General features: G+C 51.2%; 33 protein-coding genes and 2 tRNA genes. 13 read left to right on the top strand and 22 right to left on the bottom strand.

The window, feature by feature from the left end; genetic code table 11:
• Window positions 1-35 precede the first annotated feature (35 nt).
• From NHAL_RS03995 to NHAL_RS03985, 3 genes are read right to left on the bottom strand one after another with little or no spacing between them, the layout of a single operon-like run.
• The gene (locus tag NHAL_RS03995) at window positions 36-356 is read right to left on the bottom strand and encodes a hypothetical protein (RefSeq protein WP_013031884.1); all 321 of its coding nucleotides are present in this window, start codon (window positions 354-356) and stop codon (window positions 36-38) included.
• Between the two features lie 13 nt (window positions 357-369).
• Entirely contained in the window at window positions 370-801 is a 432-nt protein-coding gene (locus NHAL_RS03990) for a DUF2141 domain-containing protein (protein ID WP_238985434.1), read from the bottom strand.
• A gap of 47 nt (window positions 802-848) precedes the next feature.
• On the bottom strand, window positions 849-1,865 hold the full coding sequence (locus NHAL_RS03985) for a ribonuclease T2 family protein (RefSeq protein ID WP_013031882.1): 1,017 nt from the start codon (window positions 1,863-1,865) through the stop codon (window positions 849-851).
• Between the two features lie 110 nt (window positions 1,866-1,975).
• On the opposite strand from NHAL_RS03985, the gene NHAL_RS03980 reads away from it, so the two are divergent.
• From NHAL_RS03980 to NHAL_RS03970, 3 genes are all read left to right on the top strand, one after another.
• On the top strand, window positions 1,976-2,242 hold the full coding sequence (locus NHAL_RS03980) for a hypothetical protein (protein ID WP_013031881.1): 267 nt from the start codon (window positions 1,976-1,978) through the stop codon (window positions 2,240-2,242).
• Window positions 2,243-2,680: 438 nt separating this feature from the next.
• A complete protein-coding gene (locus NHAL_RS03975; RefSeq protein WP_013031880.1) occupies window positions 2,681-2,923 on the top strand; it encodes a FitA-like ribbon-helix-helix domain-containing protein in 243 nt (80 codons plus the stop codon).
• Entirely contained in the window at window positions 2,920-3,330 is a 411-nt protein-coding gene (locus NHAL_RS03970; RefSeq protein WP_013031879.1) for a type II toxin-antitoxin system VapC family toxin, read from the top strand. Before NHAL_RS03975 ends, NHAL_RS03970 begins: the two co-directional genes overlap by 4 nt.
• Before the next feature lie 85 nt (window positions 3,331-3,415).
• Here NHAL_RS03970 and NHAL_RS03965 read toward each other — a convergent pair whose 3' ends face one another.
• The 4 genes from NHAL_RS03965 to NHAL_RS03955 form a co-directional block, all read right to left on the bottom strand.
• Window positions 3,416-3,754 carry a tRNA-binding protein gene (locus tag NHAL_RS03965; RefSeq protein WP_013031878.1) on the bottom strand — a complete coding sequence of 113 codons (339 nt, stop codon included), beginning with the start codon at window positions 3,752-3,754 and terminating at the stop codon, window positions 3,416-3,418.
• 303 nt (window positions 3,755-4,057) lie between these two features.
• Window positions 4,058-4,237: a GNAT family N-acetyltransferase gene (locus NHAL_RS22395; protein WP_420804791.1), complete on the bottom strand. Its 180-nt coding sequence runs from the start codon at window positions 4,235-4,237 to the stop codon at window positions 4,058-4,060.
• A 512-nt stretch (window positions 4,238-4,749) separates the two neighbouring features.
• On the bottom strand, window positions 4,750-4,938 hold the full coding sequence (locus NHAL_RS03960) for a type II toxin-antitoxin system HicA family toxin (RefSeq protein WP_041354628.1): 189 nt from the start codon (window positions 4,936-4,938) through the stop codon (window positions 4,750-4,752).
• Window positions 4,935-5,147 (bottom strand): type II toxin-antitoxin system HicB family antitoxin, encoded by a 213-nt coding sequence (locus NHAL_RS03955; protein ID WP_013031877.1) that lies wholly within the window; start codon window positions 5,145-5,147, stop codon window positions 4,935-4,937. Before NHAL_RS03955 ends, NHAL_RS03960 begins: the two co-directional genes overlap by 4 nt.
• A gap of 626 nt (window positions 5,148-5,773) precedes the next feature.
• On the opposite strand from NHAL_RS03955, the gene NHAL_RS03950 reads away from it, so the two are divergent.
• Together NHAL_RS03950 and NHAL_RS03945 are read left to right on the top strand one after the other, a co-directional pair.
• Window positions 5,774-6,064 carry a hypothetical protein gene (locus NHAL_RS03950; RefSeq protein ID WP_013031876.1) on the top strand — a complete coding sequence of 97 codons (291 nt, stop codon included), beginning with the start codon at window positions 5,774-5,776 and terminating at the stop codon, window positions 6,062-6,064.
• Between the two features lie 64 nt (window positions 6,065-6,128).
• Window positions 6,129-6,398 carry a hypothetical protein gene (locus NHAL_RS03945; protein ID WP_013031875.1) on the top strand — a complete coding sequence of 90 codons (270 nt, stop codon included), beginning with the start codon at window positions 6,129-6,131 and terminating at the stop codon, window positions 6,396-6,398.
• 450 nt (window positions 6,399-6,848) lie between these two features.
• On the opposite strand, the gene NHAL_RS03935 is transcribed toward NHAL_RS03945, so the two are convergent.
• The 4 genes from NHAL_RS03935 to NHAL_RS03925 form a co-directional block, all read right to left on the bottom strand.
• Window positions 6,849-6,971, bottom strand: coding sequence for a hypothetical protein (locus NHAL_RS03935; protein ID WP_420804790.1), 123 nt, complete (start codon window positions 6,969-6,971; stop codon window positions 6,849-6,851).
• Window positions 6,916-7,065, bottom strand: coding sequence for a hypothetical protein (locus NHAL_RS22390; protein ID WP_420804792.1), 150 nt, complete (start codon window positions 7,063-7,065; stop codon window positions 6,916-6,918). The genes NHAL_RS03935 and NHAL_RS22390 overlap by 56 nt, the downstream gene beginning before the upstream one ends.
• Window positions 7,066-7,335: 270 nt before the next feature.
• Window positions 7,336-7,716, bottom strand: a complete 381-nt coding sequence (locus NHAL_RS03930) for a Uma2 family endonuclease (RefSeq protein ID WP_275261047.1) — start codon at window positions 7,714-7,716, stop codon at window positions 7,336-7,338.
• 253 nt (window positions 7,717-7,969) lie between these two features.
• Window positions 7,970-10,159, bottom strand: coding sequence for an ABC transporter substrate-binding protein (locus NHAL_RS03925; protein ID WP_013031872.1), 2,190 nt, complete (start codon window positions 10,157-10,159; stop codon window positions 7,970-7,972).
• A gap of 126 nt (window positions 10,160-10,285) precedes the next feature.
• On the opposite strand from NHAL_RS03925, the gene NHAL_RS03920 reads away from it, so the two are divergent.
• Both NHAL_RS03920 and NHAL_RS03915 read left to right on the top strand, forming a co-directional pair.
• Window positions 10,286-11,065 carry an enoyl-ACP reductase FabI gene (locus NHAL_RS03920; RefSeq protein ID WP_013031871.1) on the top strand — a complete coding sequence of 260 codons (780 nt, stop codon included), beginning with the start codon at window positions 10,286-10,288 and terminating at the stop codon, window positions 11,063-11,065.
• An 85-nt stretch (window positions 11,066-11,150) separates the two neighbouring features.
• Complete coding sequence (locus tag NHAL_RS03915; protein ID WP_013031870.1) at window positions 11,151-12,362, top strand: dicarboxylate/amino acid:cation symporter; 1,212 nt, start codon at window positions 11,151-11,153, stop codon at window positions 12,360-12,362.
• A gap of 1 nt (window position 12,363) precedes the next feature.
• Here NHAL_RS03915 and NHAL_RS03910 read toward each other — a convergent pair whose 3' ends face one another.
• The 4 genes from NHAL_RS03910 to NHAL_RS03895 all read right to left on the bottom strand — a co-directional run bounded on the left by NHAL_RS03910 (window position 12,364) and on the right by NHAL_RS03895 (window position 14,842).
• Window positions 12,364-14,277 carry a SurA N-terminal domain-containing protein gene (locus tag NHAL_RS03910; RefSeq protein WP_013031869.1) on the bottom strand — a complete coding sequence of 638 codons (1,914 nt, stop codon included), beginning with the start codon at window positions 14,275-14,277 and terminating at the stop codon, window positions 12,364-12,366.
• Window positions 14,278-14,383: 106 nt separating this feature from the next.
• Window positions 14,384-14,460 (bottom strand) — tRNA-Asp (locus NHAL_RS03905).
• Window positions 14,461-14,482: 22 nt separating this feature from the next.
• Window positions 14,483-14,558: transfer RNA gene (locus NHAL_RS03900), tRNA-Val, on the bottom strand.
• Window positions 14,559-14,569: 11 nt separating this feature from the next.
• Window positions 14,570-14,842: an HU family DNA-binding protein gene (locus NHAL_RS03895; RefSeq protein WP_013031868.1), complete on the bottom strand. Its 273-nt coding sequence runs from the start codon at window positions 14,840-14,842 to the stop codon at window positions 14,570-14,572.
• 360 nt (window positions 14,843-15,202) lie between these two features.
• Here NHAL_RS03895 and NHAL_RS03890 point away from each other — a divergent pair, with 360 nt between their 5' ends.
• Window positions 15,203-15,739 (top strand): BCAM0308 family protein, encoded by a 537-nt coding sequence (locus tag NHAL_RS03890; protein ID WP_013031867.1) that lies wholly within the window; start codon window positions 15,203-15,205, stop codon window positions 15,737-15,739.
• 70 nt (window positions 15,740-15,809) lie between these two features.
• Here NHAL_RS03890 and NHAL_RS03885 read toward each other — a convergent pair whose 3' ends face one another.
• Window positions 15,810-16,571 carry a BON domain-containing protein gene (locus NHAL_RS03885; RefSeq protein ID WP_013031866.1) on the bottom strand — a complete coding sequence of 254 codons (762 nt, stop codon included), beginning with the start codon at window positions 16,569-16,571 and terminating at the stop codon, window positions 15,810-15,812.
• A gap of 168 nt (window positions 16,572-16,739) precedes the next feature.
• On the opposite strand from NHAL_RS03885, the gene NHAL_RS03880 reads away from it, so the two are divergent.
• The 5 genes from NHAL_RS03880 to NHAL_RS03860 all read left to right on the top strand — a co-directional run bounded on the left by NHAL_RS03880 (window position 16,740) and on the right by NHAL_RS03860 (window position 20,236).
• Window positions 16,740-17,084 carry a Rap1a/Tai family immunity protein gene (locus NHAL_RS03880; RefSeq protein WP_013031864.1) on the top strand — a complete coding sequence of 115 codons (345 nt, stop codon included), beginning with the start codon at window positions 16,740-16,742 and terminating at the stop codon, window positions 17,082-17,084.
• A gap of 12 nt (window positions 17,085-17,096) precedes the next feature.
• Window positions 17,097-17,588 carry a restriction endonuclease gene (locus NHAL_RS03875; RefSeq protein ID WP_338040069.1) on the top strand — a complete coding sequence of 164 codons (492 nt, stop codon included), beginning with the start codon at window positions 17,097-17,099 and terminating at the stop codon, window positions 17,586-17,588.
• Window positions 17,589-17,999: 411 nt separating this feature from the next.
• Window positions 18,000-18,959, top strand: coding sequence for a hypothetical protein (locus NHAL_RS03870; RefSeq protein ID WP_013031862.1), 960 nt, complete (start codon window positions 18,000-18,002; stop codon window positions 18,957-18,959).
• 12 nt (window positions 18,960-18,971) lie between these two features.
• Entirely contained in the window at window positions 18,972-19,241 is a 270-nt protein-coding gene (locus tag NHAL_RS03865; RefSeq protein WP_013031861.1) for a DUF4258 domain-containing protein, read from the top strand.
• Window positions 19,242-19,507: 266 nt separating this feature from the next.
• Window positions 19,508-20,236 carry a hypothetical protein gene (locus NHAL_RS03860; protein WP_013031860.1) on the top strand — a complete coding sequence of 243 codons (729 nt, stop codon included), beginning with the start codon at window positions 19,508-19,510 and terminating at the stop codon, window positions 20,234-20,236.
• 173 nt (window positions 20,237-20,409) lie between these two features.
• On the opposite strand, the gene NHAL_RS03855 is transcribed toward NHAL_RS03860, so the two are convergent.
• From NHAL_RS03855 to NHAL_RS03830, 6 genes are read right to left on the bottom strand one after another with little or no spacing between them, the layout of a single operon-like run.
• Window positions 20,410-21,027, bottom strand: a complete 618-nt coding sequence (locus tag NHAL_RS03855; protein WP_013031859.1) for a V-type ATP synthase subunit D — start codon at window positions 21,025-21,027, stop codon at window positions 20,410-20,412.
• Complete coding sequence (locus tag NHAL_RS03850; RefSeq protein WP_013031858.1) at window positions 21,027-22,454, bottom strand: V-type ATP synthase subunit B; 1,428 nt, start codon at window positions 22,452-22,454, stop codon at window positions 21,027-21,029. Before NHAL_RS03850 ends, NHAL_RS03855 begins: the two co-directional genes overlap by 1 nt.
• On the bottom strand, window positions 22,451-24,232 hold the full coding sequence (locus NHAL_RS03845; RefSeq protein WP_013031857.1) for a V-type ATP synthase subunit A: 1,782 nt from the start codon (window positions 24,230-24,232) through the stop codon (window positions 22,451-22,453). Before NHAL_RS03845 ends, NHAL_RS03850 begins: the two co-directional genes overlap by 4 nt.
• Entirely contained in the window at window positions 24,225-24,878 is a 654-nt protein-coding gene (locus tag NHAL_RS03840; RefSeq protein ID WP_013031856.1) for a V-type ATP synthase subunit E, read from the bottom strand. The genes NHAL_RS03845 and NHAL_RS03840 overlap by 8 nt, the downstream gene beginning before the upstream one ends.
• Entirely contained in the window at window positions 24,875-25,267 is a 393-nt protein-coding gene (locus NHAL_RS03835; RefSeq protein ID WP_013031855.1) for a V-type ATP synthase subunit F, read from the bottom strand. The genes NHAL_RS03840 and NHAL_RS03835 overlap by 4 nt, the downstream gene beginning before the upstream one ends.
• Window positions 25,267-25,719 carry an ATP synthase subunit C gene (locus NHAL_RS03830; RefSeq protein ID WP_013031854.1) on the bottom strand — a complete coding sequence of 151 codons (453 nt, stop codon included), beginning with the start codon at window positions 25,717-25,719 and terminating at the stop codon, window positions 25,267-25,269. The genes NHAL_RS03835 and NHAL_RS03830 overlap by 1 nt, the downstream gene beginning before the upstream one ends.
• Window positions 25,720-25,732 lie beyond the last annotated feature (13 nt).

Raw genomic sequence — 25,732 nt, 5'->3', positions numbered from 1 at the left:
TTTTCGAATTGCAGACACACATGCATGATCTGTTACTATTTTAAAAATACACACTTATCAATGACTCCAGGCCAGGAAAAAAGCGCTTTCTGCTTTTGTTCAGGGGACAGTTTTGCGGCCGCCTCCTGAATGGCCGCCATATCGCCACTCATTGAGGCAATGATAAATGCGGCCTCTTCTGCAGGCAGTTTGCCCTGGGTTTCCTTGTACATACATTCACACTGGGCACGATTAGCTCCTCGACTTTTCAAACATCCTTCCATAAAAGAATCAGCCTGGCCACCCACTCCGGCTTGACTCCAAATAAGAAAAATGAGGGTCAACACTGTGTTTCCAAGGGTACGTTTATTTTTCATCTTGCTTTCCTATTTACTGATTCCAACTTTCTAGCTTTACCTCAACTTCCTTAGTTGAATTCACAATAAATTTGACTTCATCCCATTGAGGGGCTCTAAAAACAGCTTTTACATTATTAGAAAAACCATAGGACTCTTTAGGTATCCCAAGAAAATTACGATCAGCTTCGCCATTTTTATTTTGATCGTGAAAAGCCGCTATCCCATATTCCCCTTCGGGGACATCATCGACTCTCCACTCAACTTTCTGGCTCTTCACCTCCAGCACAGTATTGAAAAAGGATTCTTCCAGCCACTTCTCGGCAGCATTATAGAGGGCAACCCGAACCTGCCCTTCCACGGGTTTAATGCCTATGATATTGATAACTAAAGTATTTGCCCCCCTGGTTTCGGCCATTGCCAAATGACTAAAACCGCCCCCCCAAAACCACAGCGCAATACCCACGGTAAAAAAAATGGTTCTGAAGTCTTTGCGAAACATGGGGGATAAGTTCACTGGCTAGACAATCCTATGGGGTCCACCCGGAAGTGGGACCCACAATCCGATCCGCTTTGCTTAGGCGCTTGGGCGATGAGGACTTCCAAATCGGTCCCCGGAGTCAAAGCCCCCGTCAGGCTTATTTGGACCTCCACCAACATCCCCTGTTCACACTCCAGCTTGATCCGTTCCCGGGCTCCTGAACCCAGCACAGCGGCCAACCGGGTGAGAAAATCCTCGGTTCGGACTTCCCGGCCAATCTTCCGGTTCATAAAGTAGGCCATACCAGCATCATTGAACTGGCGCGTCAAATCCACCGATACCTGGAAGTATTTCTCCGCCGACCAGTCCGCCTGGCAAGTACCGTGCTTGTGCCACTCGTGACGCTCAAGGCAAGAGTCAACTTCCACACTGGGCATCACCTGGGCCAGCGCATCATCACGGAAAAGAGGGGTAAGGATAACCTCCGGGTAATCGCAAAAGTCCTGTTCCTGCATTTTGATCTCCCCACAAAAACCATAGCTCTTGCCGCACGCCTGCTTGTTAGGCCAGAGACCATGGAGGGTGAAATGGCGGGCTTGATAAGCGCTCGGATCAGTCAAACGACAAACCGGTTTTTGGGGCTTAGTTTCGCAAAAAGCTGGCTGCCAACTCAAGGCCAGCACATAGCTATCCCCTTGACCGGCGACATTGCAAGCATTGCCTCCCACTCCATTCCCCCCTGGGTCTCCTGCCTGAAATTTGCCACAGTCGACACTGACCCAGCGTTCCTTAGGCCCGGCGGAAGGGACCCGGATTCGGTACCAGCCTGGATTATCGGGCTTGTTGGCCTCAAATGCCCGGTAACGCTCCCCCGCCACGATCTGGGCGCTATCTGGATTGGTCTGCTTGTTTTTTGAAACATAGGCAGGACAGGATCTCTCGGCGGCAAAAATACCGCTCACCGGGGCTGCCCAAGGGACTTGAGCACAAAAAAAGCCAACGGCCACGGAGCATACCAGAGCGGCATTTTTTATCCAGCGGGACATCATACTTGCTCTATCCTTAATCTCTGTATTAATGTGGGAACCGCCTCAGTCATCTATACTTGGGGCTCAAATTGGTCAAAAATGAATACTAAATATTTAATAAGTGGCCACAAATGGAAAATTTAATACCTTCAGATTTACTTCCCTATATACTCATTGTCTTTGTTCTCGGCGTAATTATTGGGATTTTCTCTCGTCGTTTTTTATGGGGCTTTATCGCACCGCTTCTTGCCGCCGTCTTTTTATATGGGGTTGAGTCCGGCAGCCTTGTGGGATTCGCCTATGCCCTATTTCTCGTTATGACGCCACCTATCATACTCGCTTCAGGAGTCGGTGCCTGGCTCGGCATAAACATTTCCAAAAAACTTCAAAACAGATAGGCGAAATACTCACCAGACAGGGACTCCTTCGGTTCAGGAGGGTGGTGTTCCGGTTTGAATAGCAATTTTCCCCGTATCTAGTGGAGCTTCTTGCCGCACGGAAACTTAAGGCTGTTGATCCGGTGGTTTAAGAATGCGGTCGGTTTCGCACGGCTCAACCGCTACTACAAGCGGGCAAGTAGCGTGCGTTGGGCGCACGGAGAAGAATCACCTGCTGGGATAAAAGGTCAGGAAAATCAACTCCTCATACCAATTTAACCAAAGAATGCAATCTATTCTCGTCTACGTTTCCGAGAACATCGCCTATCTTCTAAAGACTATCCATGCCACTCATAATTAAAATCTAACAGGCTCACTGGCTACTATTATGCATTACTTGACCATGTTTCATTATGGTACCATAATGAAACCATTAATATGGATTGGAGAATTTTCAATATGCCCACACTGACCATAAAAAACATCCCAGATGATTTATACAATGCGTTGAAACATATTGCAGAACAGCACCATAGAAGCATCAACAGCGAAGTCATTGTTTGTCTGAAAAAAACACTATTGCCTAGCCGTATCTCTCCAAATGAGAGACTCCAGAATATCCAAGCTCTACGCTCCCAGATCACACCTGGAGTAATTTCAACAGAGGAGATAGATCAAGCGATTAATGAAGGCAGGCCATGATCGTTGCTGATACAAATGTTATTGCGTATCTGTTACTTCCTACACCATTTTCTGATTCAGTAGACACACTGTACAGAATAGATCCCGTCTGGGCTGCCCCCTCTCTTTGGAAGAGTGAGTTTAGAAATATATTAACTCTTTACCTCAGAAAGGGCCTCATTACTCTTGAAAAGGCACTTCGAATCCAAGAGAATGCTGAATTGATAATGATAAATAATGAATTTGATGTACCTTCTCCTCATATCCTTGCGCTCGTAAATGAAAGCAAGTGTTCATCATACGATTGCGAATTTGTTGCACTTGCTCACCAGTTAAACACACCGCTCATAACGCAAGACAACAAATTGTTAAAAGAATTTCCCTCCATTGCTATTTCTATTTCTGAGTTTCTTGATAGAAAGTCCTAACGGGGCTGTAGAAAAGCCCCAAAATTCTTCATTTTTAGTGCTTTCAAAATCGTGCTTTTTTGGCGCCCGCGTGAACATTCCTTATTTAGGCTAGCTTTGCACCATTAGGCGCTTCGGTATCTGGCACTGCCAATACAACCGCCCCATCATCGCGGTGAAATCCCGTAACCAAACACTCAGATATGATTGGCCCTATTTGCTTGGGTGGAAAATTTACAACCGCCATCACCTGTTTACCAAGCAATGACTGCTTATCATAAAGATCGGTAATTTGTGCACTAGATTTCTTGATTCCTATTTCATCACCAAAGTCTACTTTTAGCTTGAAAGCAGGTCTTCTTGCTTCAGGAAAGTCTTCAACCTCGACGATGGTCCCCACTCTCAGTTCAACTTTTTGAAAATCACTCCATTCAATAGGGTTCATATCAATTCCTAAATAGTTTGCATGCCTTTCTCGTAGTTTCGCGGATATTTATTCTCGCCAATGCTTTGGATTATTGAGGACATCAGCGCATATCACTTGTCCTTTAACATGCCCAATAACCCCCGAATGAAGTTCCTGGACCATCCAAGCATCGGAATTTTCAGGCGGGATTGGATACGGTGCGTAGAATCCCTTTATCCCAGCGGCGGAAAAGCCATACTTTGGATAATAGCCAGGATGTCCGAGTACAAATACTAGTTCAATACCCGCCGCCTTCAGTTGTTTTAGTCCTTCCTTGATAAGTCAACCTCCGATACCCTGATTTTGGTATTCTGGGTGCACCGATAGAGGAGCAAGAATTGCTGAAGAAACTAGCCGTTGAGAATGCTTAATTCGTACATTCGTGAAAAGAATATGCCCGACAACATGATCGTTGACAGTTGCAACAAGGGACAATAATGGCTGGGCACTTGGATCTGCCAATAGATCGGTAACAAGATCCGTGATCTCGTTTCCTTTGTACCGGGTTTTTCAGAGAGCGTGACGCGCATGCCTTTGGGGTGTTCAAAATTCCTATGACTTCCCCCTGCGTAGACGCCCAATTTATAAAACGCACTCCCGTTGCAGATGGAGGGCTTAATGGTCACGTGCCCACTGGCCCCGAGTACCTCATACCAATTTCATGTAATTTTGCATTGTATAAGTTCAGTCTAAACAATTGCTTGAAGCCTTAATAGATTGCACTCTTTGATTAAATTGGTATCACACCTCTTATTGGGTTCTTGTCCATCGCCCCGCGATTTTGCCTTGGGCTTCCTTCAGACCTCCCCTCAAGAGTTGGCCCTTGCCCTTTAGCTAACCTTCGGCTCTGCGATTACCTGGTATCGGGACTTTCACCCCACTAGTTAAATGCCATGCCTGGCACACACGACAAAGCTCACTTGCCGTTTTTGAGCGCAGTGAAAAAACGGTCAAGTGCAGCGCCTTGTTAGCGGCTATTTGATTGGCTCTACACCAAGGTCTTTGCATATCTTCTTTGCCAAGATATCTTTTATTTCGGAATGCCTTGGAATTGCAGATCGTTTGTTCAGAGCAGGATTATGCCACCATGAATGTTTACCACCTTCCCTCAAAAGATCACATCCTTGGCTGCGTAGGTACTGGAGAAGTTCATTTCTCTTCATATAGCAATTTTTTCTTCCTTATAACCGCTGCCAGCGGCAGTCAGCGCATCCTGGCGGTTAAATTCTAGTGCCTCTTTTAATGTAATTTTCAAAGTCTCTTTCAATTCTTCGTAGGTCTTTTCTTGGCAGTTGACCCCAGGAACTTCTTCGATCCACCCCACCCACCAATCGTCTTCCTGTTTTACAACAGCGGTATATTCGTTCTTCATGGCCATTACCTCCTTACTGTTCATTTGCTGCCGCTAACATAGGATAGATATAAAAAATCTACTTTATAACAGAAACTTTCTATAGCGTTTCCCGAATAAATGAGATACGAATATCGACTTAGTCGGGCCTTAAGTTCTCAATCCAACCGTATCTCTCCTCTTTGGGAAACGCTATAGCTATAAGAAGCTGATACTTTACTCAACATGGCCTTAATTATCCAGTAACAACAACAAGTTATAAAAAAGGCCACAATCTCTCTGGGATTGTTATGGATAAGTCAACGCCCTCCAAGAGGCAGGTACTTACTTCCCTCTCATCCCCCACCCACAGCATCTCTCCGTTTTTCTTTGCCCTTTACCCCCAAGAGCAACCCGCCAACGAACACCCTATTTTTATTGTTGCCATCAAACCAACTTTTTAAACATTTCTCTTCCCGTGAGTCGTCAGGCATGTCCTGGAGAGAAAATATAATATTCATTAAATCATAGACTTAAAAATATCACGCCCCCTCGACTACCCACTTGGCACGGCAACTGCAATCTGTTGGGTAAGCACCGAAAAAATTTCGGTTCCAAATTTAAAGCTTAATGAATGATTTAACTTTCAATTTAAAGGAGAACACACCATGAGCACACTCTTTATCACTGACTTGGCCGAGAGCAAAACCCTGGACCAGGACGCCATGACTTCCGTCCGCGGCGGAATGCGCGCCCTTAAAAGCCGCAGCCTGTACTGGGGACCTATGGGGGACCGCTTCGTTAGCGTCAACCCAGTCCAGTCCATTGACCAGTTCCAGGGCATTAATAATGCGGTAGGCAACAATGTGGCTAACTTCGGGTTCTCTGATGTGCGCAACACCAACACTCAGAACCAGCATGCCCAGAACAATGTGAATGTGGGTGGGTTTCTTCTCTAAACTCAATCTGGCCTAGATGAACGAGGGGGGCCAACGGCCCCCCCACTTGACAGAGGAAAGTAACATGACATCCATTACCGTTGCCGATTTAGCTGAAAACAGAACCCTGGACTCCCGGCAGATGTCCACCCTGCGGGGCGGTAAAGCCCTCGGGCTTCCCGGCTTGAGTTTTGCCAATGTGGCCGTTGATATCGATCTAAATCAGGAGATTAACCAATTCCAATCCCTGAATATCAATGCCGCCAATAATGTCTCTAACTTTGGCTTGTTTGCTCCCAATATCAGCCCGACGCTGAGCCAAAGCGCGCCCGTGACCACCAACCTCTTTACCTAAAATACCGCCACCGCCCCCTTCACGGGGGCTGCGGTGTTGAGGCATCTCCCCTCATCTATATATATACCCTGCCTCTGCATCCCTTAGAGCCCATTGGAATTGTCCGACAAGGATAAGCAATGGCTGAACCCTGAGCCCATTGCTAATGCATGATTCAAGACCCTTAATATTCCCGGGCTTAGACGCTTTTTAAATCTACAACGCAAGACCTGGCTCCGTTATATTAGGCCATTTATAGCTTTTTCCATTCTTCTTTACTGATTTGTGCCTGCCTCAATATGCTTGCCAGAAGCTACTTGCCAATATCCCCTTGGTGTGGATTGGGAACACGGATAGTCACGCTACCTCTGATCATAAACTGATGCCTTCCACCTGAATAAGGACCCTCAAAGCCAAGCTGCCGTAGGTAATAGATTAATTCCCGCCGTTTGATGGATCCGAAAACAGGCATTAAACAATTTCTTTTATTATTAATTCAATTCCATCGATCACTGGCAAGTCTAAATTTTTATGAACCCTAAATAAGATCCACTCTTCCAACACTTCTTCTAGTTGCTCCCGGCACTCTTCCAAGTGAAGCGGCATTCGCATAAACTCCTCTGCATGGCGGAATTTCGCCATAAAATGAGCCATCATCGGAAAGAATCTCATACTGTGCATGGCGCATAGCCGCTTGCATGTATTGTATTAGCATTGGCAACTGTTCCCTATTAAAATATCGCGCTTATTTGGCAGCTATATTGCTTAGAAGCTGCTGGAAAACCCTTTTGCTAGGATAGGTTGAGTGCAGCGAACCCTATCGCTGCTCCCCCTTTCCCTTTCGATGGTGTGCATCGCCGTGCTCTGCACACCCTACTCCATAGGGGTAGTTGAGATTTTCTAAAAGGTGCGGAGATAGGGCCGTCCGCTTTCCGAAACTCTTCAGCGCAGGAATCTTTCATTCTTTCTCCTCACCTTTGACAAACACCTGATTCAGATTAATTTCGAGTTCAGGAAAGGTAGCAACAGCCAACATCCCTTTACCTTCCACAATATTAGGCTTACCATAAGTGCCCTTCCCACTCTTTAACCATACTGTCACCAGCTTATCGGTGGGGTGCGCTGTCCAATATTCTTTGACACCCACCCGTTCATAAAGGACTCGCTTTTGGATTTGATCTTTCGCTGCGGTAGCAGGCGATAATACTTCGATGATCCAATCGGGCGCACCACGGCAACCCCTCTCATCCAATTTGGAGGAATCGCAGATCACAGCAAGATCAGGTTGAACGACGGTTTCTGTCTGCTCGTCAGCCTCATCGCTCTTCGGTAGGCGCACATCAAAGTGCGCCCTATAGACGCGGCAGGGTCGTTCGAGGAAAAAATTGGCAATCTCTGGCGGGACAGTTCCAACAGTATTTCTTGGTGGTTTCGGCTTGGCGCTGGTGCCATGCCATAAGCCACACCGTCAATCAGTTCCCACCGTTCCTCTTCCGGCCACGTGAGATAATCCCCGTAGGTGTACCCCCCTTGCCGATCTCTGGCGAGCGTCATCCCGGTTCCTCCTTATGTCCCCTTCCTTCTTCTTAATGCTAATGCTCTTCCAACACCACTCGCCCTGGCTGTCGTTCTTTGCGCCAGTAAAGCATCACTGCGGGCATGGCCACTAACACCAAGGCCGCTAAAAGCGCCCACAGGGGCCAGATCACCGGGCGATTCCATTCAGCCCGCAACTGGGCCCGTAGTTGCGGATCAATGCGGCGGTACTTCAAGGTATTATTCGCCATCAAGTTAGGTTTGACATTAGAATTCCAGGCATGGAGCAAATTCACCTGCTTAGGATGATAGCCCCAAACCCAAGGGGCATCCTGGCGGGCAATAGCCACCATTTCTCGGATAATCATCAAGCGCTCCGGACCGTTTTCCATACTTTTCATCTGCCCAAAAAGACGATTGAATTCCGGATTACTATAGTTAGCTGCGTTCTCGCCACCATGTTTGGCCTTGCCCTCAGGCCCATAGAGCAAAAATAAAAAATTTTCTGGATCGGGATAATCCGCGTTCCACCCCCATTGGAAGATCTGGGCATTGCCCTGGCGCATCTTGTCTTGAAAGCGGTTGTAGTCAGTATCGCGCACCACCAACTGGATATTCAGTTTCCGGAATTGCTTCCGCATCCAGCTCAGTAAAGCAGCGCTGTCCGGGCCTCTGCTGGTGGTATCAAAATGCAACAAGAGGGGTTTGCCGGTCTCGGCGTCCCGGCCATTGGGATAACCGGCTTCAGTCAACAGCCGACGGGCTGTTTGCAGGGACTTGCGACGAGGTTGTCCCTTTTCCCATTCATACACATAAGGATTAATCCCCTTTTCGCCGCTTTCATAGCCGAAAATTCCCGGAGGCAAGGGACCTTGAGCGGCAATCCCACGACCATTGGCAAAGATGGAGATAAATTCCTCGTAGTCGATGGCAATGGAAATGGCCTGGCGCAGCTTGCGGGCCCGTTCGCTATACCCTCCCACCACCGGGTCCAACATATTAAAGCCCACATAATAGGTGGAAGTGCCAATAGCCGTGACCAGCTTGATGCCCTTAGCCTCCATCTGTGCCGTCAAGCTGAGCTCGCCTCCGCCGGAAATGCGCAAGGCTTGATCAAAACTGTCTGAAGCCACTTCAGAAGCATCGTAGTATCCCTGCAAGAATTTATTCCAGTAGGGAATGCTTTCCTTCTCTAGACTAAACACCACCCGATCAATGAAAGGCAAAGGTTCGCCCCCATCCGCCAGGAGACCCGCGGTCTTATCCTCAGGTTCCCCCTCAGTGGGATAAGTTTCCCCATGAAAGTTCGGATTGCGTTCCAGCACCATGCGGCGATTAGGATCATTTTCCGTCAGCATGTAGGGTCCCGTCCCCACAGGGTACCAATCCAGGTTCAAATTGCGCTCGGCCATGCCTGGTTGTGAATAAAACCGATCCGCTTCCCAGGGTACGGGGGCAAAAAAAGGCATGGCCAACCAATAGCGCAATTGGGGGTATTTGCCTTCGATGGTTAATCGATAAGTATAGCGGTCCACGACCTCTACCCCGGCTAGGGGATAGGCACGAAGATCTAGATACTCATCCTGGGTACCGGCTTGGGCCGCCGCCAAAGTTTGGGTATATTCCTTCAATCCCACAATATGATGGCTCATCAGGCCCAAAATGGGGGAGTGGACCTTGGGGTGGGCCAAACGTTTAATCTGGTAGACATAATCCGCCGCGACCAATTCCCGGGTGCCGGTGCGGGGAAAATCGCCAATCTTATAAATTCCCTCCAACTCCCCAGGAGTTAGGTTATGGTAAAGCAACCGGCCCGCGTCATCCTTGGCCAATGCCGGATGGGGTTGGTAATAAATCCCCGGTCGGATCCGAAGCTCATAAACGCTATAAGCAATTTCATGGGCGGAGGCCTCCTCGGGAAGAAGATTGCCCGTCGCGTCCAAGTAAGTGACCTGGGGCAAAGATTCGGCGGTCAAGGGCGTTAGGGTATAGGGACGCAGCAGATAATGGTATTGCAAAGGAGGCTCGTAGATCTGACCGGTAAAGATCACCTCGTTGGCACTATAGGAACGGGCCGGATCCAAGGTCTTGGGACGCAAATTAAAACTTGAATAGGCGACGTTATGGGCACCCTCGGTATGGGGATAGGGATTATTCCAGATTTCCCCCGTACAGGCCGTTAGCCATAGGAGGCAGAAAATTCCTGTCCAGCGCAGGAGAGGAGAGATCAAAAAAGCTATTAACATGCTTGCAAAACGCTCACTATAAGCCCACTCAAGGAAAAGTCCCCTTTTTCCCCTTTCGGAAACGGGCAATTTCGGGTAGTTTTACCCGCCAACTTCTGAGAAAAAAAGATTTGAGGAGTCATACTTATGGGTTTTCTAGCAGATAAAAAGGTCCTCATTGTGGGTGTCGCCAGCCCCCGCTCTATTGCCTGGGGAATCGCCCAAGCCATGAAGCGAGAAGGTGCCGAATTGGCGCTGACCTACCAAAACGAAAAACTTCAGGGGCGAATTGAAAAGCTGGCCTCCCAATGCGATACCGATATCACCCTGCCCTGCGATGTCAGCAGCGACGAACAAATCGAAGCCCTGTTTACCCACCTAGACGATTATTGGGACCATGTGGATATCATTGTCCACTCAGTAGCCTTTGCTCCCCGTGACCAGTTGCAGGGGGATTACCTCGAGAGCGTCACCCGAGACGGTTTCCGCATCGCCCACGACATCAGTTCTTACAGCTTTGCCGCCCTGGCAAAAGCAGGCCGAACCATGATGCATGGTCGCAAGGGCGCCCTCCTGACCCTCAGCTACCTCGGGGCTGAACGGACCATTCCTAACTATAATGTCATGGGGGTGGCGAAAGCCAGTCTCGAAGCTAATGTGCGCTACATGGCCACCGCCCTGGGACCGGAGGGAACCCGAGTCAACGCCATCTCCGCCGGTCCCATTAAGACTCTAGCGGCAGCGGGCATTGATAATTTCAATAAATTCCTGGCTTATTCCGAACGCAACACCCCCCTCAAGCGCAATGTCACCACGGAAGAAGTGGGGAATGTGGCCGCTTTCCTCTGCTCCGATTTGGCCTCAGGAATTACGGGGGAAATCGTCTATGTGGATGGGGGCTACCACATTGTCGGCATGGGCGAGTGAGGGAGAAACCACGACCCCTTTTCGCCCCTCTGGCGCCATAACATACGACTACCCATAAAAATAACAAAAGCAAATTCTGAAAACTATGCCCCATCGTACTGCGCTTATACTTCTGGGATTTATTATCGTTGGCGTGATTGCAGGCGTCCTGGCGGGATGGTACGCTGGCCCCCGCATGGAAGCCGTGGCTTGGCTCGGCACCCTGTTTCTCAATGCCCTCAAGATGACCATCATCCCCCTGATCCTGTCTGCCGTCATTACCGGCGTCGCCAGTTTGGGGGATGTCCGTAAACTAGAGCGGGTGGGGGCTATCGCCATCGGCTATTATGCCTGCACTACCGCCATTGCGGTGGCCATTGGCCTGCTGGTCGTCAACCTGATTCAACCCGGGAGCGGTATCACTATTGGCGATGGCTCGGTCCCCGAAAACGTTGCCGCCAAAGGAGAGACGGGAATTGAGGATATTTTACTCTCCCTCATCTCCCCCAATCTCATTAATGCTGCCGCTGAAGGGCAACTCCTCCCCCTCATTGTCTTCGCCATCTTGTTCTCCGCCACACTCACCACACTCGGAGATAAAGGCCGACCGGTATTGGCTTTCTTTGAAGGGGTGAATGAGGCCATGATGAAGCTGGTGGTATGGATCATGTACCTGGCGCCGGTGGGCATCTTCGCCCTCATCGCCGCCCGCCTAGGCCAGAGCGGCGGCGGCGAAGCTTTTTTAAGGGAAGTCAGCGCCGTAGGGTGGCATGTGGTGACCGTGCTTTCCGGGCTGGCCCTGCACTTTGTGGTGCTGCTGCTGCTCTTGTTTTTTGTTGCCGGCCGAGGGTGGGATTACCTGGTCACCATGCTCCGCGCCCTGCTGACCGCTTTTGGCACCGCCAGTTCCTCCGCCACCCTGCCGCTCACCATGGAATGCGCGCGGGAAAATGAGGTTGACCCCCGAGCCGTTCGCTTCGTGCTGCCCTTGGGCTCCACGATTAACATGGACGGCACGGCCCTTTACGAAGCTGCGGCGGCAATGTTCATTGCCCAAGCGTATGGGATCCACCTGGGCTTGGAACAGCAGGCTCTTATCTTTATCACCGCCACCTTGGCCGCCATTGGCGCCGCCGGCATCCCCGAGGCGGGCCTGGTCACCCTGGTCATCGTGTTGAATGCCGTGGGTCTCCCCCTTGAGGGCATTGGGCTATTACTGGCTGTGGACTGGTTTCTCGATCGCTTCCGCACCTCGGTGAATGTTTGGGGCGATGCCGTCGGGGCCGCCGTGTTAGCCCGCTTCCTACCCAAAAGCTAAGTTACAGGTTATCCCGATAAATTTTAATATCTGCTTCCGCTCTCAACTCATCGATAAAGCCCCGATAGGCCACTTGGCCGTGCATCTGCTCCACTTCTTGGGCCAGGGATTGGCGCGCTTTCTCATCTAGCTGCTTCAGGTCTCCATCCTTGACCGTATAGAGGCCTACCACTGCATAGTCCCCTGATCCCAAGGGTTGTCCTGCAAAAACGGGACTCTCCGATTGAGGATGGGGCAACCCATAGGCCATCTTCAGGATCTCCCGAGGAATACCCTCGCCGCGACGGCTATAAAATTTCTTCTCATTCCAAGCCTCTTCCCCAGCAAAAACAGATTCCGGAGCCTCTCCCTGCCGCAAGCGCTCAACCAAGGCGTCTCCCTGTTCTCGGGCCTTGGCCTTGGCCCGCTCCAAGGTCAAATTTTCCTGTATTTTTTCGCGGACTTCCTCAAAGGGCTTGATGTCGGCTGGGAAATGTTTTTTTACCCGTAATACCACCAGGTCATTGGGTCCTAACTCAAGAGTTCGGCTGTTCATCTCTTCCTGCAGCACTTCTTCACTAAAAGCAGCCGTCACCACCTTGGGGTTGGCCCCAATCCCGCTGCCTCCACTTCGCGAGAAAGGCTCGCTGGTCTCAATGGGGAGTTCGAGGGCCTCCGCAGCAACCTCCAGGGTAAAGGGATTCTCATAGGTAAGATTATCCAGAGTCTCCGCTTGCTCGTAGAAATGTTCCTCCGCCAGTTGCTGGCGGTACTTTTGCGCCAGTTCCTCACGGACCTCTTCAAAGGAGGGAGCTTCGCCCCGTTGAATACCGGTCAGCTGGATAATGTGGTAACCAAACTTGCTCAATACCGGCTCGCTCAGATCGCCCACCTTTTCCAGGGAAAAGGCCGCCTCCTCAAAGGCCGGGTCCATCACCCCCCGCCCAAAGAAACCCAGATCCCCTCCCTGTTGGGCCGAACCCGGATCTTCCGAGACTTCCTTGGCCACTTCCTCAAAAGGTTCCCCTTGTTGTAAACGCCGCAACGCTTCCTCGGCCTTCTCCCGTGCCGCCTGCCGGGCGGCATCATCCCCCCCCTGGGGCACTTGTACCAATATATGACTGGCCCGGCGCTGCTCCGGGGTTCCGAATTGATCTTTGGACTCCGCGTAGAGGTCACGCAAGGTCTGCTCATCCACCGGGATATCGGTAGCTAAAGACTTAGCGGTAAGGCGCAAATAATCCACCGCCACCCGCTCTGGGGTGCGGAATTCATCCGGATGCTCCTCATAATATTGGCGCAACTCCTCGTCACTGATTTGAATAGCATCGCGGAACTTGGACGAAGGCACAATGCCGTAGCCGATTTCCCGCTCCTGATGCCGAAGACGGGCGATATCCTCCATTTCCTGCTGGGTTGCAAACGCCGAAAGGTGCAAGGTAGAGGCCAACTGCTCGCTCAAGAGACTCAAGCGCAACCGGGCCTCGTAAGCTGCGGTCGTTAATCCTTGGCTATTCAGCACACTCTCGTAACGCTGAAAATCAAACTGACCCGTCTCATCTTGGAAGGCCTCATTGTTATGAATGACCTTACTGAGTTCCGAGTCGCTCATGCCTAACCCAAGCTCCCCCGCGGCATCCAAAACCAAGCGCTGCTCAATCAACCCCTCTAAAACACGCTGTTTGGTCGCCGGGTCATCCAGCATTTCTTCCGAGAAACCTTCCCTCATCAAGAAACGCAATTGTTGGGTATAGCGCTGGAATGCCGCGCGGAATTCACGGGTAGTAATCTCCTCACCGTTGACGGAGGCGGCTAGGGCTTCTCCCCCTTCGCGGAAATAGTTATTAATACCCCACAGGGCAAAAGGAATAGTAATAAGCCCAACAATTACCCAGGCAAAGATACCTTGGGCACGACTCCGTATGGCTTCCAACATGGATTTAGCTACCTCTTCAACAGAGCGACCACTAAAAAGGAACAAAAAAGGCGCAATTTACAATCCTGTAAAATGCGCCTTTTCATTCTATAGCTCTAACATAAGATGGCGGAGTGGACGGGATTCGAACCCGCGACCCCCGGCGTGACAGGCCGGTATTCTAACCAGCTGAACTACCACTCCTAAAAAAACTATCAATCCCACCTGGTGGGTGCTGAGGGGCTCGAACCCCCGACATTCGCCTTGTAAGGGCGACGCTCTCCCAGCTGAGCTAAGCACCCAAGGAAACTGCCTAGTTTACAGCATCCTTAAGGGCTTTTCCAGCTTTAAACGAAGGTATTTTCGAAGCTTTGATTTTAATTTCCTCACCCGTTTGCGGGTTACGGCCCGTCCGGGCAGCGCGATCCCGCACGGAAAAGGTGCCAAAACCTACGATTGTCACTTGGTCACCACGCCTTAGCGCATCGGTAACCGCTTCGATAACAGAATCCACGGCCCGGGCTGCGGCAGCTTTGGTTAAATCCCCTGACTCCGCTACCGATTCAATAAGCTCCGATTTATTCACTAAGTTATTCCCCTATTTTGCCAATTATTTTAACTTTAAATTTATTCGACGGTTAGCTGGTTACAGAATTTCCTTGGCTAAGACCGGCGCGATTAACTCCAAACCACGTCAGATTCTATACCAATTGGCCAGAAGCCGAGTCAAGCGCATCTCCAGCTATTCACCCCTCCTCCAGGCCCCCTGGCCGCTTCCACTTCCATAGGGAGTGAAATTACCCATTCCCAGGGACAGGGGATAAGTCTATATTTATTGGTAGATGCCCAATAGCAAATTTAACAGAATTTATAGACGTAACTAAAATCCATTGCGGATATTTTAGTAACCCATTTTCCGTCTTTTCAGATAGTTAAGGAGAATTTTATGGGAAAAGGGGGCTCATCTAAAGATACCTATAATATCGCCCATCAGAAGGGAACGCCAGGTGCTGGAGGCAATCGGGGAGATCGGCTGATCAAGGAAATGATCCATGATCCCTATAAAACCCGGAGCAAATTACCGGAACCTACCGTCTGCCCGGAATGCCAGGCCCTCTTTCAGCAGGGCAGATGGGCCTGGGCGGAAGTTCCCCCTAACGCTAATCAGGAGCTATGCCCTGCCTGTCAACGGATACGAGACCGGGCTCCCGCCGGGTTTTTAATGCTGAGCGGAGCGTTTTTCCAAGAACACCGGGAAGAAATCATCAACCTTATCCGCAACAAAGAGAAAAGCGAGAAGGCGCAACACCCCTTAAAGCGAATCATGGACATTGAGGAGCAAGAAGGAGAAACCGTCGTTACCTTCACCGAAATCCACCTACCGAGGGGAGTGGGAGAAGCCCTGAATCGGGCCTATGAGGGTGAGCTTGATTATCAATATACGGATGAGACCAGTATTCTCCGGGTGCGGTGGCATCGGTAGGGAATGCTGGAAATAATAGCCCGCCAAAGTTTTTGAAGGGGACTTTGGCGGGCAGTAATATCCCGGATCCTTACAGCGTTCTCACTTGGATCTGGTTAACGACGTCCGTCATCCCCGACAGACACCAGGCATTGGTCTCTGCCATGCCTTTTTCTTCCTCAGTAGCCACCAATCCCCTCAAGGTGATCACCCGATCCTGGATATCCACTCGAATTTGATCCGCTTCCACTAAGCGATCCTTTTCCAGGATCAAACGGAGAGCATCGGCAAGCTCTTCTTCCGTCTCCTCCCGGGCGGGCACCACCTCCAAGTGATTTTCAACATTTCGGCACCCTCGTAACCACCAGCTCATTGCCCCGATGAGATACTTATGGGAGGGGCTTGGAACATGGCCTTCCAAAGTCACCACCCCCTCTTCCACTGAGATCTGGACTAAGCCACTGGGCTCACGGTCTGCTTGCTGCCAAGTTTCAAAGTCTACCTTTTCAAGCCCTTGTCCACCGCCCTCCTGGGCCCGTCCCTGAAGGGTGCAATTATGGAAAGTTAAGTCTTCCAGCAATGACTGGCACAGGGCATCCCGCAGCGCCCCCTCACCCCGGTGCTCTGTGGGCCTAACGGTGAGCCGGTCAACCAATTCAGTCACATCAGCTAATTTTCGGTTGCGCAAAAGTTGCAGGGCGCACTTTTTGGTGGTGAGATCTTCCACTTCGCCTTCAAGTATAAGAGTCCCATTGCGGACGCTTACCTCAATAGGAGAGCGATGGAGATTGATACGTTCATCGTATTCAAGAACCGCTTTTACCTGTTTAATGGTGTCATCCTGTGTGCTCATTTTTTTCCCCTATTTTCAATCAGCCTATGCATACAAAGTTAGTCCCTTAGCCAAGGTTTTGGGGAATTTCTGTCGAAATATAAGTACCCCAGCGAAAGTTTTGAGGGGTTGGTTTTCCTGGGCTCTCATCCCAACCTCTGCCTTTTTGTCCTATTTTGCTTTTTACTTATGCCCCCTCTTTCAGCAAAGGAAGATAGCCTTGATCAGGGCTGGTTCCTTAACGCCTGCCAGCAAGCACTCACGAAAAAGATAGAAGCACCTAAAACTGCCTTCAACAGTGGCTACTGCTATGGCTACCTGGAAGGCCTACGGCACACAGGAAAAATAGCGAACGATTTTGTCACTCAACCCGAGCTATGGGGCCGTCAACTCTGGTGCATCCCTGAAGAAGAAAGCCTTGAAGCAGTAACACAGGCTATAATCGCCGAGCTGAAGATTCCTCCTGGCACCGGCAAAGCCTCCTACCCGGCCGCAGTCATGAAATCCTTGAAAAAACGCTATCCCTGCCCATAAGCCGCTGAACTAATTAGCGGTACCGCCGATATAGCCTTAAATTCAACTCAAGAGGTATGGTGTATGGCTCGTCGCCGATCCAATATCATGGAAGATATGCACGACATCTTTCTCGTTCAGTGCAAACAATGGAAAACTAGGCAGGTGGGGGTCGCTAAGGTGCGCGAACTTTACGGTTTGGTGGCTGGTGAGAACGCTACTCGAGGAATCCTAGTCACTTGTGGTCAATTCACTCCCGACGCTAGGGCCTTTGCCAAAGGAAAATCGCTGGAGCTGGTAGATGGGACAGCGCTGCTGGGACGAGTAAGTAAAGTTCAAAAGCACAGCAAAATGGATCCCGCCATCGCCTCTCAGCAAGAACACGCTACCCATATAGCTCCCGATTGCCCGCTTTGCAGAAAACCGATGGTGCTCCGAAAAGCTCGGAAAGGAAGTAATGCCGGTAAACAGTTTTGGGGTTGTACGGCATTTCCTGGGTGTAGAGGTGCAAGAAACTATCCATAGGACAAAAAAAGTTGTCCTTTAGTGCACCCTCCCCTTCTCCGCGTTGCTAGACCTTATCTTCCTTTTACATACCCTCCCTCCATCTAGAAGCAGCACACCATTTGCGTTGGATCACTTCCAGCATTCCCGTTCTCTTCTAAAGCAACCAGTTCTTTTTTTACCCTAGTTATACCAATCCCAATAAAAAACATTCTTTATTAACCATTAACCCCCCCCTCATCCTAACCTTCTCCCGCCAGGGGAGAAGGGATAAAAGAGCGTTAATTTCTGGGATTAGTATTAGGCTCTCTCACGGATTTATAGATATTTGTTATAGGAAAAATATCATTGACTTTTTCTAGACACCCGCTAAAATGGGTTATAGATATTTTAGATATCACATATATCTTGATCTTATCTTAAGAGGCTGCCATGAATATCCGAAAAATTACCCCAGAAAAACTAACTGAAGAGCTTGCCTCTCTTCTGCATAGTTTGGTGAGAGATCTCAATGATATATATGAACCAGGAGCTGGACGACGGCTGCTAGGATTGCCAGAAGATCCAGAATCACATGAGCTTCCCTCTCCCAGTGAACTGGATATCTCCCACTACGAGATGACTCATATTATGCAGGCGCTCTATGAATATCTCGATAAGAATGAATGGGATACCGCAGGAAAAACGAGACACCTATTAGATTACGTAACTAGAGCCCGGTACTTCACCATATTGTTTAGAGATGGATCACCTTTAGGCATGAATATAGAGGGGCCTGTACACGGTTACTGTAAACACATTGCTGATACTGCTTTTGCACGCTGGGCACTTGAAGAAGATGCGGGCATTACGATAAAGGATCTCGCGCTTATCGCTGATGTTACTGAGAAAACTATTCGCATGGCCGCAAATCCCAAGCTACCGGACCCTCTTAAGACGACACGTTCCGGCGGGCGGACTTACATCGATCAGGAAGAAGCGCTGCGTTGGCTCAAGAAACGGCCTGGATTCCGGGAAACTCGTTACTTTGACTCGGCGGAAGAAGGGGAAATCCCAGAATTCGATTCTGTACAGGAGTTAGGACAATTCATCGCAGCCCAGCGGAATAAGTTAGGCCTATCCCTAGAACAGATTGCTGAAAAGCTGGAGTGGTCACCTGAGATATTAGCTGCCTTCCAAGCACTAGAAAAAAGCAGCGATGAATTTGACTCGGACCCGATTGACAGTGATGAATTATTTTTTGGATTAGGAAAACTGCTTCGCCTGGATGCGAATACATTTGCCATTAACGCTTATAAGGTTGCCATATGGCATACCTTTAAGTGCAAATTCCAGCAGGTCCAGGAAAAATACGGCCAAAAAGGCAATACGAATACCGAACATCGTAAGTAAGGAAAGGCAAAGATGGCTTTAACCAAACATGCTCAAAACCGCATGCAACAGCGTGGTATTCCACCGCTGGCAGTGGAGCTTTTAATGGCCTATGGGCGCATTGAATATCAGAATGGAAGCCAACTCCTATATTTCGACAATCGTAGTTTCAAACGCGTTTGTAAAAAACTCGATGCAGCCAGGAAAAACATAGAGCAACTTGCAAAAGCCTATTTGGTGATCGGTGAGAACGGCCAAGTTATCACAACCAGCCACCGGACCAAACAGATTAAGAGAAAGTGAGTTTATTCAGCACACCACCTTGGAGAAGAAGAAAACAATGGAAAATAACTACTTTCCTAAATTTGCCAAAATCATTGGAGCGCAAAACAAAAGAGACCTTATCTTCTAAGACTAATGCGGCAAAGATTGATCAAGATAGAGTACGGATTCAAAGACAGGTTGAGGTTTTGATCAAAGAATAGCTTGAATAAAGATAGGGCGTGTCTAGCGCCCCGCTCAGTATATGGCGGGGCCCATTTGCACGGGGCGGTATATGGTTTATTTACATGGTGTGCCAACTCGAAGTCGAAGGGCATTTTCCGCAAGCTCACTACGCGTTTGATAACGGGGTGCTCTCGCTGCCGCTCATGCGGTTGATTGAACAGCAGGGCAAGCACCAGGTGTTGGAGCTAGAAAGCTCCCGGCTCATTCAATGGCAGGGGCAGTGGCGCCGGGTCGATGAGATCGCCGCCGAGTTGCGCCAGCAACATCCTGAGAGCTTTCGTTGCGTGAACGTGAAGCTGCGTAGCGGTGAGGAAAGACCATTCTGGGTCTTCACCAAAACGGTGCGGTTAAAGCGCTATGGTCGTAAGCGTCTGGTTCTGGTCCATGAGCAAGCTGACCTCCAGGATCAACCCCGTTTTTTACTCACCGACGCCCTGCACTGGGAAGGGGGACGGGTCATTCAGGTGTGGAGCTACCGCTGGCCGGTGAAAATCTTTCATGAGTTCTGCAAACAAGCTGTGGGACTGGAAGCGGCTCAGGTGCGCAAGGAGGAAGCCGTCAAAAGCCACTTCCGCTTGAGTTGCGTAGCGCAGTCGCTGCTTCAGCGCACCCCAGCAGGAGGCAGAAAATCTGAACGATTCGCCTTTGTTGAAAACCCACAACACACCCTCGGTCAGAAGCGCTATACCCTCACCCGCCAGTCCCTCGGTCAAATGTTGCACTTCGTGCAGGGACTCTTTGCACAGGGGCAATCTCAGGAGCAGATTCTGGAACGACTAATGCCCGCTTAACTCTAAACCTCTCTCAACATTTTGAGGTTAACTTTCCAAGTCGTGTTTCAACAGGCCGCAGACTTAATCTGACAGACACATTTTCTTCTTTTGTCGGTCGTGTTCTTGGTATAGACATAAACAACTTTAAGAAAGTGCGGTAGGATGGGTAGAGGCGATCGCCTCTACCCATCCTACCGCACTTTCTTACCCTGCTCCTGTAACACCTTAATCTGAAATAAAGCGTTACGCTCCTCTTCTTCCAAGGCCGATTGAATGTAGCGAATAGCCCCTTGGTAGCGGGGAATCACATTGTATTTGAGGGCATTAACCCGTTTCTGGGTTTTACGCTGCTCGGCCAGCATACGGCGCAGGGAAGTCTCTGCTTCCCCAAGCCGGGCTAAAACCATTGCCAGTTCCGCCAGTTTGGTTCGAGTCTCATCCAAACTAGCATCGGTCCAAAGCAGGCTGATGGGCTGCAAGGGCAGAGGTTCAGCAGTCACCGCCGGGTATTCCACTCCCAGGCTAGAACGGGGGAGGATCTTCACTGACAGGCTGGGGTGAATGCCTAGGGCCGCCTGGCGTAACTGACGGCTATTCATCCGCAGGTGGGTAATGGATAGCCAATGGTAAGAATCTTCCAAGGCGGCCCGGGCTTCATGCCGCAATTGGCGATAACGGGTTAAATGCTCGTAAACCAACCGTGTCAACAACTCCCGCTTGCGTTCCAGCAAGTCGTGCCCTTCCTGGAGAAAAGTGACTTGACGTTTAAGATCGAGCAAAGCGCTCTTGGTCGGAGGCTGGCGCGCCATCAACTCTCTCCAGAAGCTCTCTCTTGGGATAGGTCTGCCTGACCAGAGTCGCTGCCCCACTTATGATATTTTTCAAGATCCGCCTCAGTCACTCGGGTGAGGGCTGTCTGGGGAAGCAAGGAAAGCAAATCCCAAGCCAAGTCCAAGGTCTCAATGATGGACCGTTCCTCCTCTTCCCCTTGCTTGACAAAACGCTGTTCGAACTGGCCAGCAAAATTAAGATACTGCCGGTCAGACTCGGAAAGTTCCTCGGCGCCGATAATAGAAGCCAAGTTTCTCACCTCCAAAGCCTTGGCGTAGGCCGCATAGATCTGGCTGGCGACCCGGGGATGGTCTTCTCGGGTAAAGTCCTTGCCAATCCCATCCTTCATCAACCGGGACAAGGAAGGAGGAATGCTCACCGGAGGATAGATTCCTTGATGATAGAGTTCCCTGGAAAGAACAATTTGCCCTTCCGTAATATAGCCCGTCAGGTCGGGAATCGGATGGGTAATGTCATCGGAGGGCATGGAAACCACCGGCACCATGGTAATGGAACCGTGTCGGTTCTTAATCCGTCCGGCCCGCTCATAAATCTCGGCCAGATCGGAGTAGAGGTACCCAGGGTAGCCTTTACGGGAGGGCACATCCCCCTTGGCCGTGGCCACCTCGCGCAGCGCTTCCGCGTAATGAGTCATGTCGGTCATCACCACCAGCACATGCAAGTCCTGCTCAAAGGCCAAATACTCGGCGCAGGTCAGCGCGGTACGGGGCAGGATCAAGCGTTTGATGGGAGGATCGTCCGCCAGGTTGAGATACATCACCACATTGCCCAGCACACCGCTGCTCTCGAACTCCTCCTGGAAGAAGCGGGCATCTCCATAGGTGACTCCCATGGCGGCAAAGACCACCACAAAGCGGGTCTCCTCACCCAGCAGTTTGGCCTGGCGGACAATCTGAGCCGCCAGGCGATTGTGGGGAAGGCCCGAGCCGGAGAAGATGGGCAGTTTTTGGCCACGCACCAGGGAATTGAGACCGTCAATGGTGGAAATTCCGGTCTGGATAAATTCTTGAGGATAGGCACGGGCGACGGGATTGGCAGGGGCACCGTTGACATTGCGTTTGAGGGGAGCCACGATAGGGGGGCGGTTATCACGGGGGGCCCCCACACCGTCGAAAATACGACCCAAGACATCTGGTGATAAAGGGATCTCAAAGGGTTCTTCCAAAAACCGGACCCAAGTGCGTTCTAAATCCAGGTCATCGGTGCCCTCGAAGATTTGGACCAGGACTCCTTTGTCGGAAGTGAGGATCACCTGCCCGTTGCGACGCCGCCCCTGGTGATCCTTGACCACCACCCGCTCCCCAAAAGCGCCACCGGGGATATCTTGCATAAACAACAATCCCCCCCGGGCCGCAGAGGCGGTACAGTACTCCTTCTCTTTCATTCCGAATGCTTTCCAGCCTCGGCGTATTCCATGCCGAGCCGATCAAATTCTTCCCTTATCGTCTTGGCGAAATCCCGCAATTTTTCCACTTTAGTATTGTCATAATCGCTTTTGCAGCGCTTGGCACGGGCCAGAATGGGCAGTCCTAAAAGCTCTTGTACCGGCACCCCCCGCTCCAGTAATTCAGTGCCCCGATGGTAGAGCTGGAGCATCAGCTCCAAGAGGGCAAACTGTTTCTCCGGGGTGCAAAAGCTATCCACGGGGTCCAGGGCGCTCTGCTGCAACACCCCTTCCTTGATAAGGGCCGCTCCCTCCAGCACCCAGCGCTGGGTACCGGATAAAGCCTCGGGACCCACCAGGTTAACGATACGGGAAAGTTCTTCCGCTTGGGTGAGCAAAGTCATGGCCTCAGCACGCTCTGCTTGCCAACGCTTGTCAATATGCTCAGCCCACCAGCGGGCGGCCACCGGGATATCGTCAGAAAAACTTTCCGTCCAGGAGACGGCCGGATAATGACGGGCATCTGCCAATTCTTTTGAGAGGGCCCAAAAGGTTCCCACGATTTCTTTAGTGTGGCTGGTCACGGGCTCAGAGAAATCACCCCCCGGAGGGGAAACCGCACCGATAAGGGTCACTGAACCGACTTTCCCCCCCAGGGCCTGGACCCGCCCCGCCCGCTCATAGAAGGCAGCGAGCCGGGAGGCTAGATAGGCTGGATAACCTTCCTCCACCGGCATCTGCCCCAAGCGCCCGGCCACCTCCCGCAACGCTTCGGCCCAGCGGCTGGTGGAATCCGCCACGATGACCACATCATAGCCCTGGTCTCGATAATACTCGCCCAGGGTCACGCCGACGTAAAGGGAAGCCTCCCGAGCCACTACCGGCATATTCGAAGTATTCGCGACCAGTAAGGTACGCTCCATCAACGATCGGCCCGTATGGGGATCAGTCAATTGGGGAAAGGAATCAAGAACTTCAACCAGTTCATTGCCCCGCTCACCGCAACCCACATAAATCACAATATCGGCATTGGACCAGCGGGCAATCTGGTGTTGGACAATGGTCTTACCCGCCCCAAAGGGACCTGGCACCGCCGCTTTACTACCCTTGAGCAGCGGGAAAAAGGTATCCAATATCCGCTGCCCGGTAATCAATGGCGCCACACTGTATTCCCGTTGTCGGTAGGGGCGAAACTTGCGCACGGGCCAACGGTGAGAGAGGGTCAAGTCATGGAGGCGGTTATCCCGCGTACGCACGCGGGCAATCACCTCAGCCAATGGATAATCCCCCTCACCCACCAGCTCCAGGAGTTCTCCTGATAACTCAGGGGGGACCAGGATGCGATGTTCAATGGTGGGGGTTTCAGGCACGGCGCCCAACTGAACGCCGCCGGTGACCGTCATGCCGGTGGTTAACTGAGGGTTGGGTTGGAAGTGCCAAACCCTCTCTTGGTCCAAGCCTTGGAGTTGGATACCACGGGAGATCCGATCCCCGCTGACCTCCAAGATACGGTCAAGGGGCCGTTGTATGCCATCGAAAATTTGCCCTAAAAGGCCCGGTCCCAGTTCCACCGAGAGGGGATAACCAAGAGGCTCCACTGCCTCGCCAGGACGCACCGATTCGGTCGCCTCATAGACTTGAATAAGGGCCTCCTCCCCCTCACGGCCGATGACTTCCCCCACCAAGCCGATTTTTCCAACTTTCACCTGCTCCCCAGTGGGCACCTGGGGAAGGCGCGCTCGAACCAGCGGGCCGTTGACTTCCAGCAACTTACCCATGATGGAACACTCTTTCCACCGGAACCGCTTGGGCAAAAAGACGCTCAATAATGGCTTGATGAAGCTCCTCCGCCAGCCGATCCAGGCGGCCTTCAAAGGTATTATCCACGCGGATGCGGCGGTCTTTGCTCACCACCTGCACTCCGCCGCTGCAACTTAGGGGTTCGGGAGATAAGCGGATATGCTTGCCCGGCACCGCTTCTGCCGCAAAAGCTTCCCAGGTCCCCTCAAGGCATTCCAGATCTTGCTGATTGAGCTCCGCAACAAGCTCTTCCTGCTCGATAGCGTTGGCCCCGGCCCCCAGGAGTCGCTGTAGTACGGGCAAGTATCGTGGCCTCTCCGCGGCAAACGCCCTAAGCTGGTGGCGAAGATCCTGAACCACGGCTTGCACCAATTCCCAGCGGAGACGATCTAATTTTCCTTGGAGCTTGAGTTCACTTGCTTGCACCCGCCGCCGATAGACCCGCTCCGCCATTGCTTTGGCCGCCAGTATTTCCCGTTCTTCCCGGAGGCGCAGACGCTCATCGGTCTCTTCGATAATACGCTCTCGGCTCTGCCGCGCCCGGGATAAGTACTCTTCCGCCAAACGCTCGGCACGGGTCAGGAGGGCCGCCTCCAATGCTTCCACATTGGCCTCGGTACTCATGTTTCTTTCTCTAGGGCACCATGGCCCAATACCTTAGCCACCAAATCTTCCACTGCAGGATGGTAATCGCCTGGTGCCTGCAAGGGAGGCACTTCAGTGATGACGATCCGCGGACTCTCGGCCCGCACTCGGCTGAGCCGCCCCGACGGGCAACGGGAAAGTCCTGGCTCTAAGAGAACTAATGCTTTTTCTTTTCCTCTCTCCAATTCCTCTAGCAGCTTTTCCACATCGTCTTCAGTGGCATTGGGCCAAGTTTCAAAGCCAATCAAAGCAAACCCTTCCGTGAGGGCGGGGCTTCCCATCACAATCAGACGGGTACCCGATCCCACCTCCCCCGAGGGTCCCAACTTAGGCTCCGTGCTAAACCTTAAAATTTCCTGTTCAGCCATTAGATTTTACCTAGCATGAGGATGGTGACCACCACCCCATAAATGGCTATCCCCTCCGCTAGGCCTAGATAAATGAGCGTGCGCCCGAACAATTCCGGTTTCTCGGAGATTGCGGCCAAGGCGGAAGAACCTACCGTCCCCACGGCATAGGCTGCAGCCACGGTCGCCACTGCAGTAGGCAGCCCCACCGCCAACAGAGCGAGGGCCATCCCCATGGAAATCTCCGCAGAAGCCGTTGCAGCCGCCTCCCCTTCCTCAGCCATGGCGTCCCCCATGACTAGCAACAACAAACCAACTTGGGCCGCCATGAAAATGAGTAAATTCATTCCTATGGCACCCCCCCACCAGCGGGGTACTGCAAGCCCCCGACTTCGCGGACGGATCACATAAAACACCCCCACTCCCACCAAGACGACGAGGCTTAAACCCATCAAAGCAATCAGCCAGTACATGGTTACTCCCTTT

It is taken from the genome of Nitrosococcus halophilus Nc 4 (genome assembly GCF_000024725.1).
GTDB classification, from domain to species: domain Bacteria; phylum Pseudomonadota; class Gammaproteobacteria; order Nitrosococcales; family Nitrosococcaceae; genus Nitrosococcus; species Nitrosococcus halophilus.
This window is presented reverse-complemented; position numbering and strand designations above follow the sequence as displayed.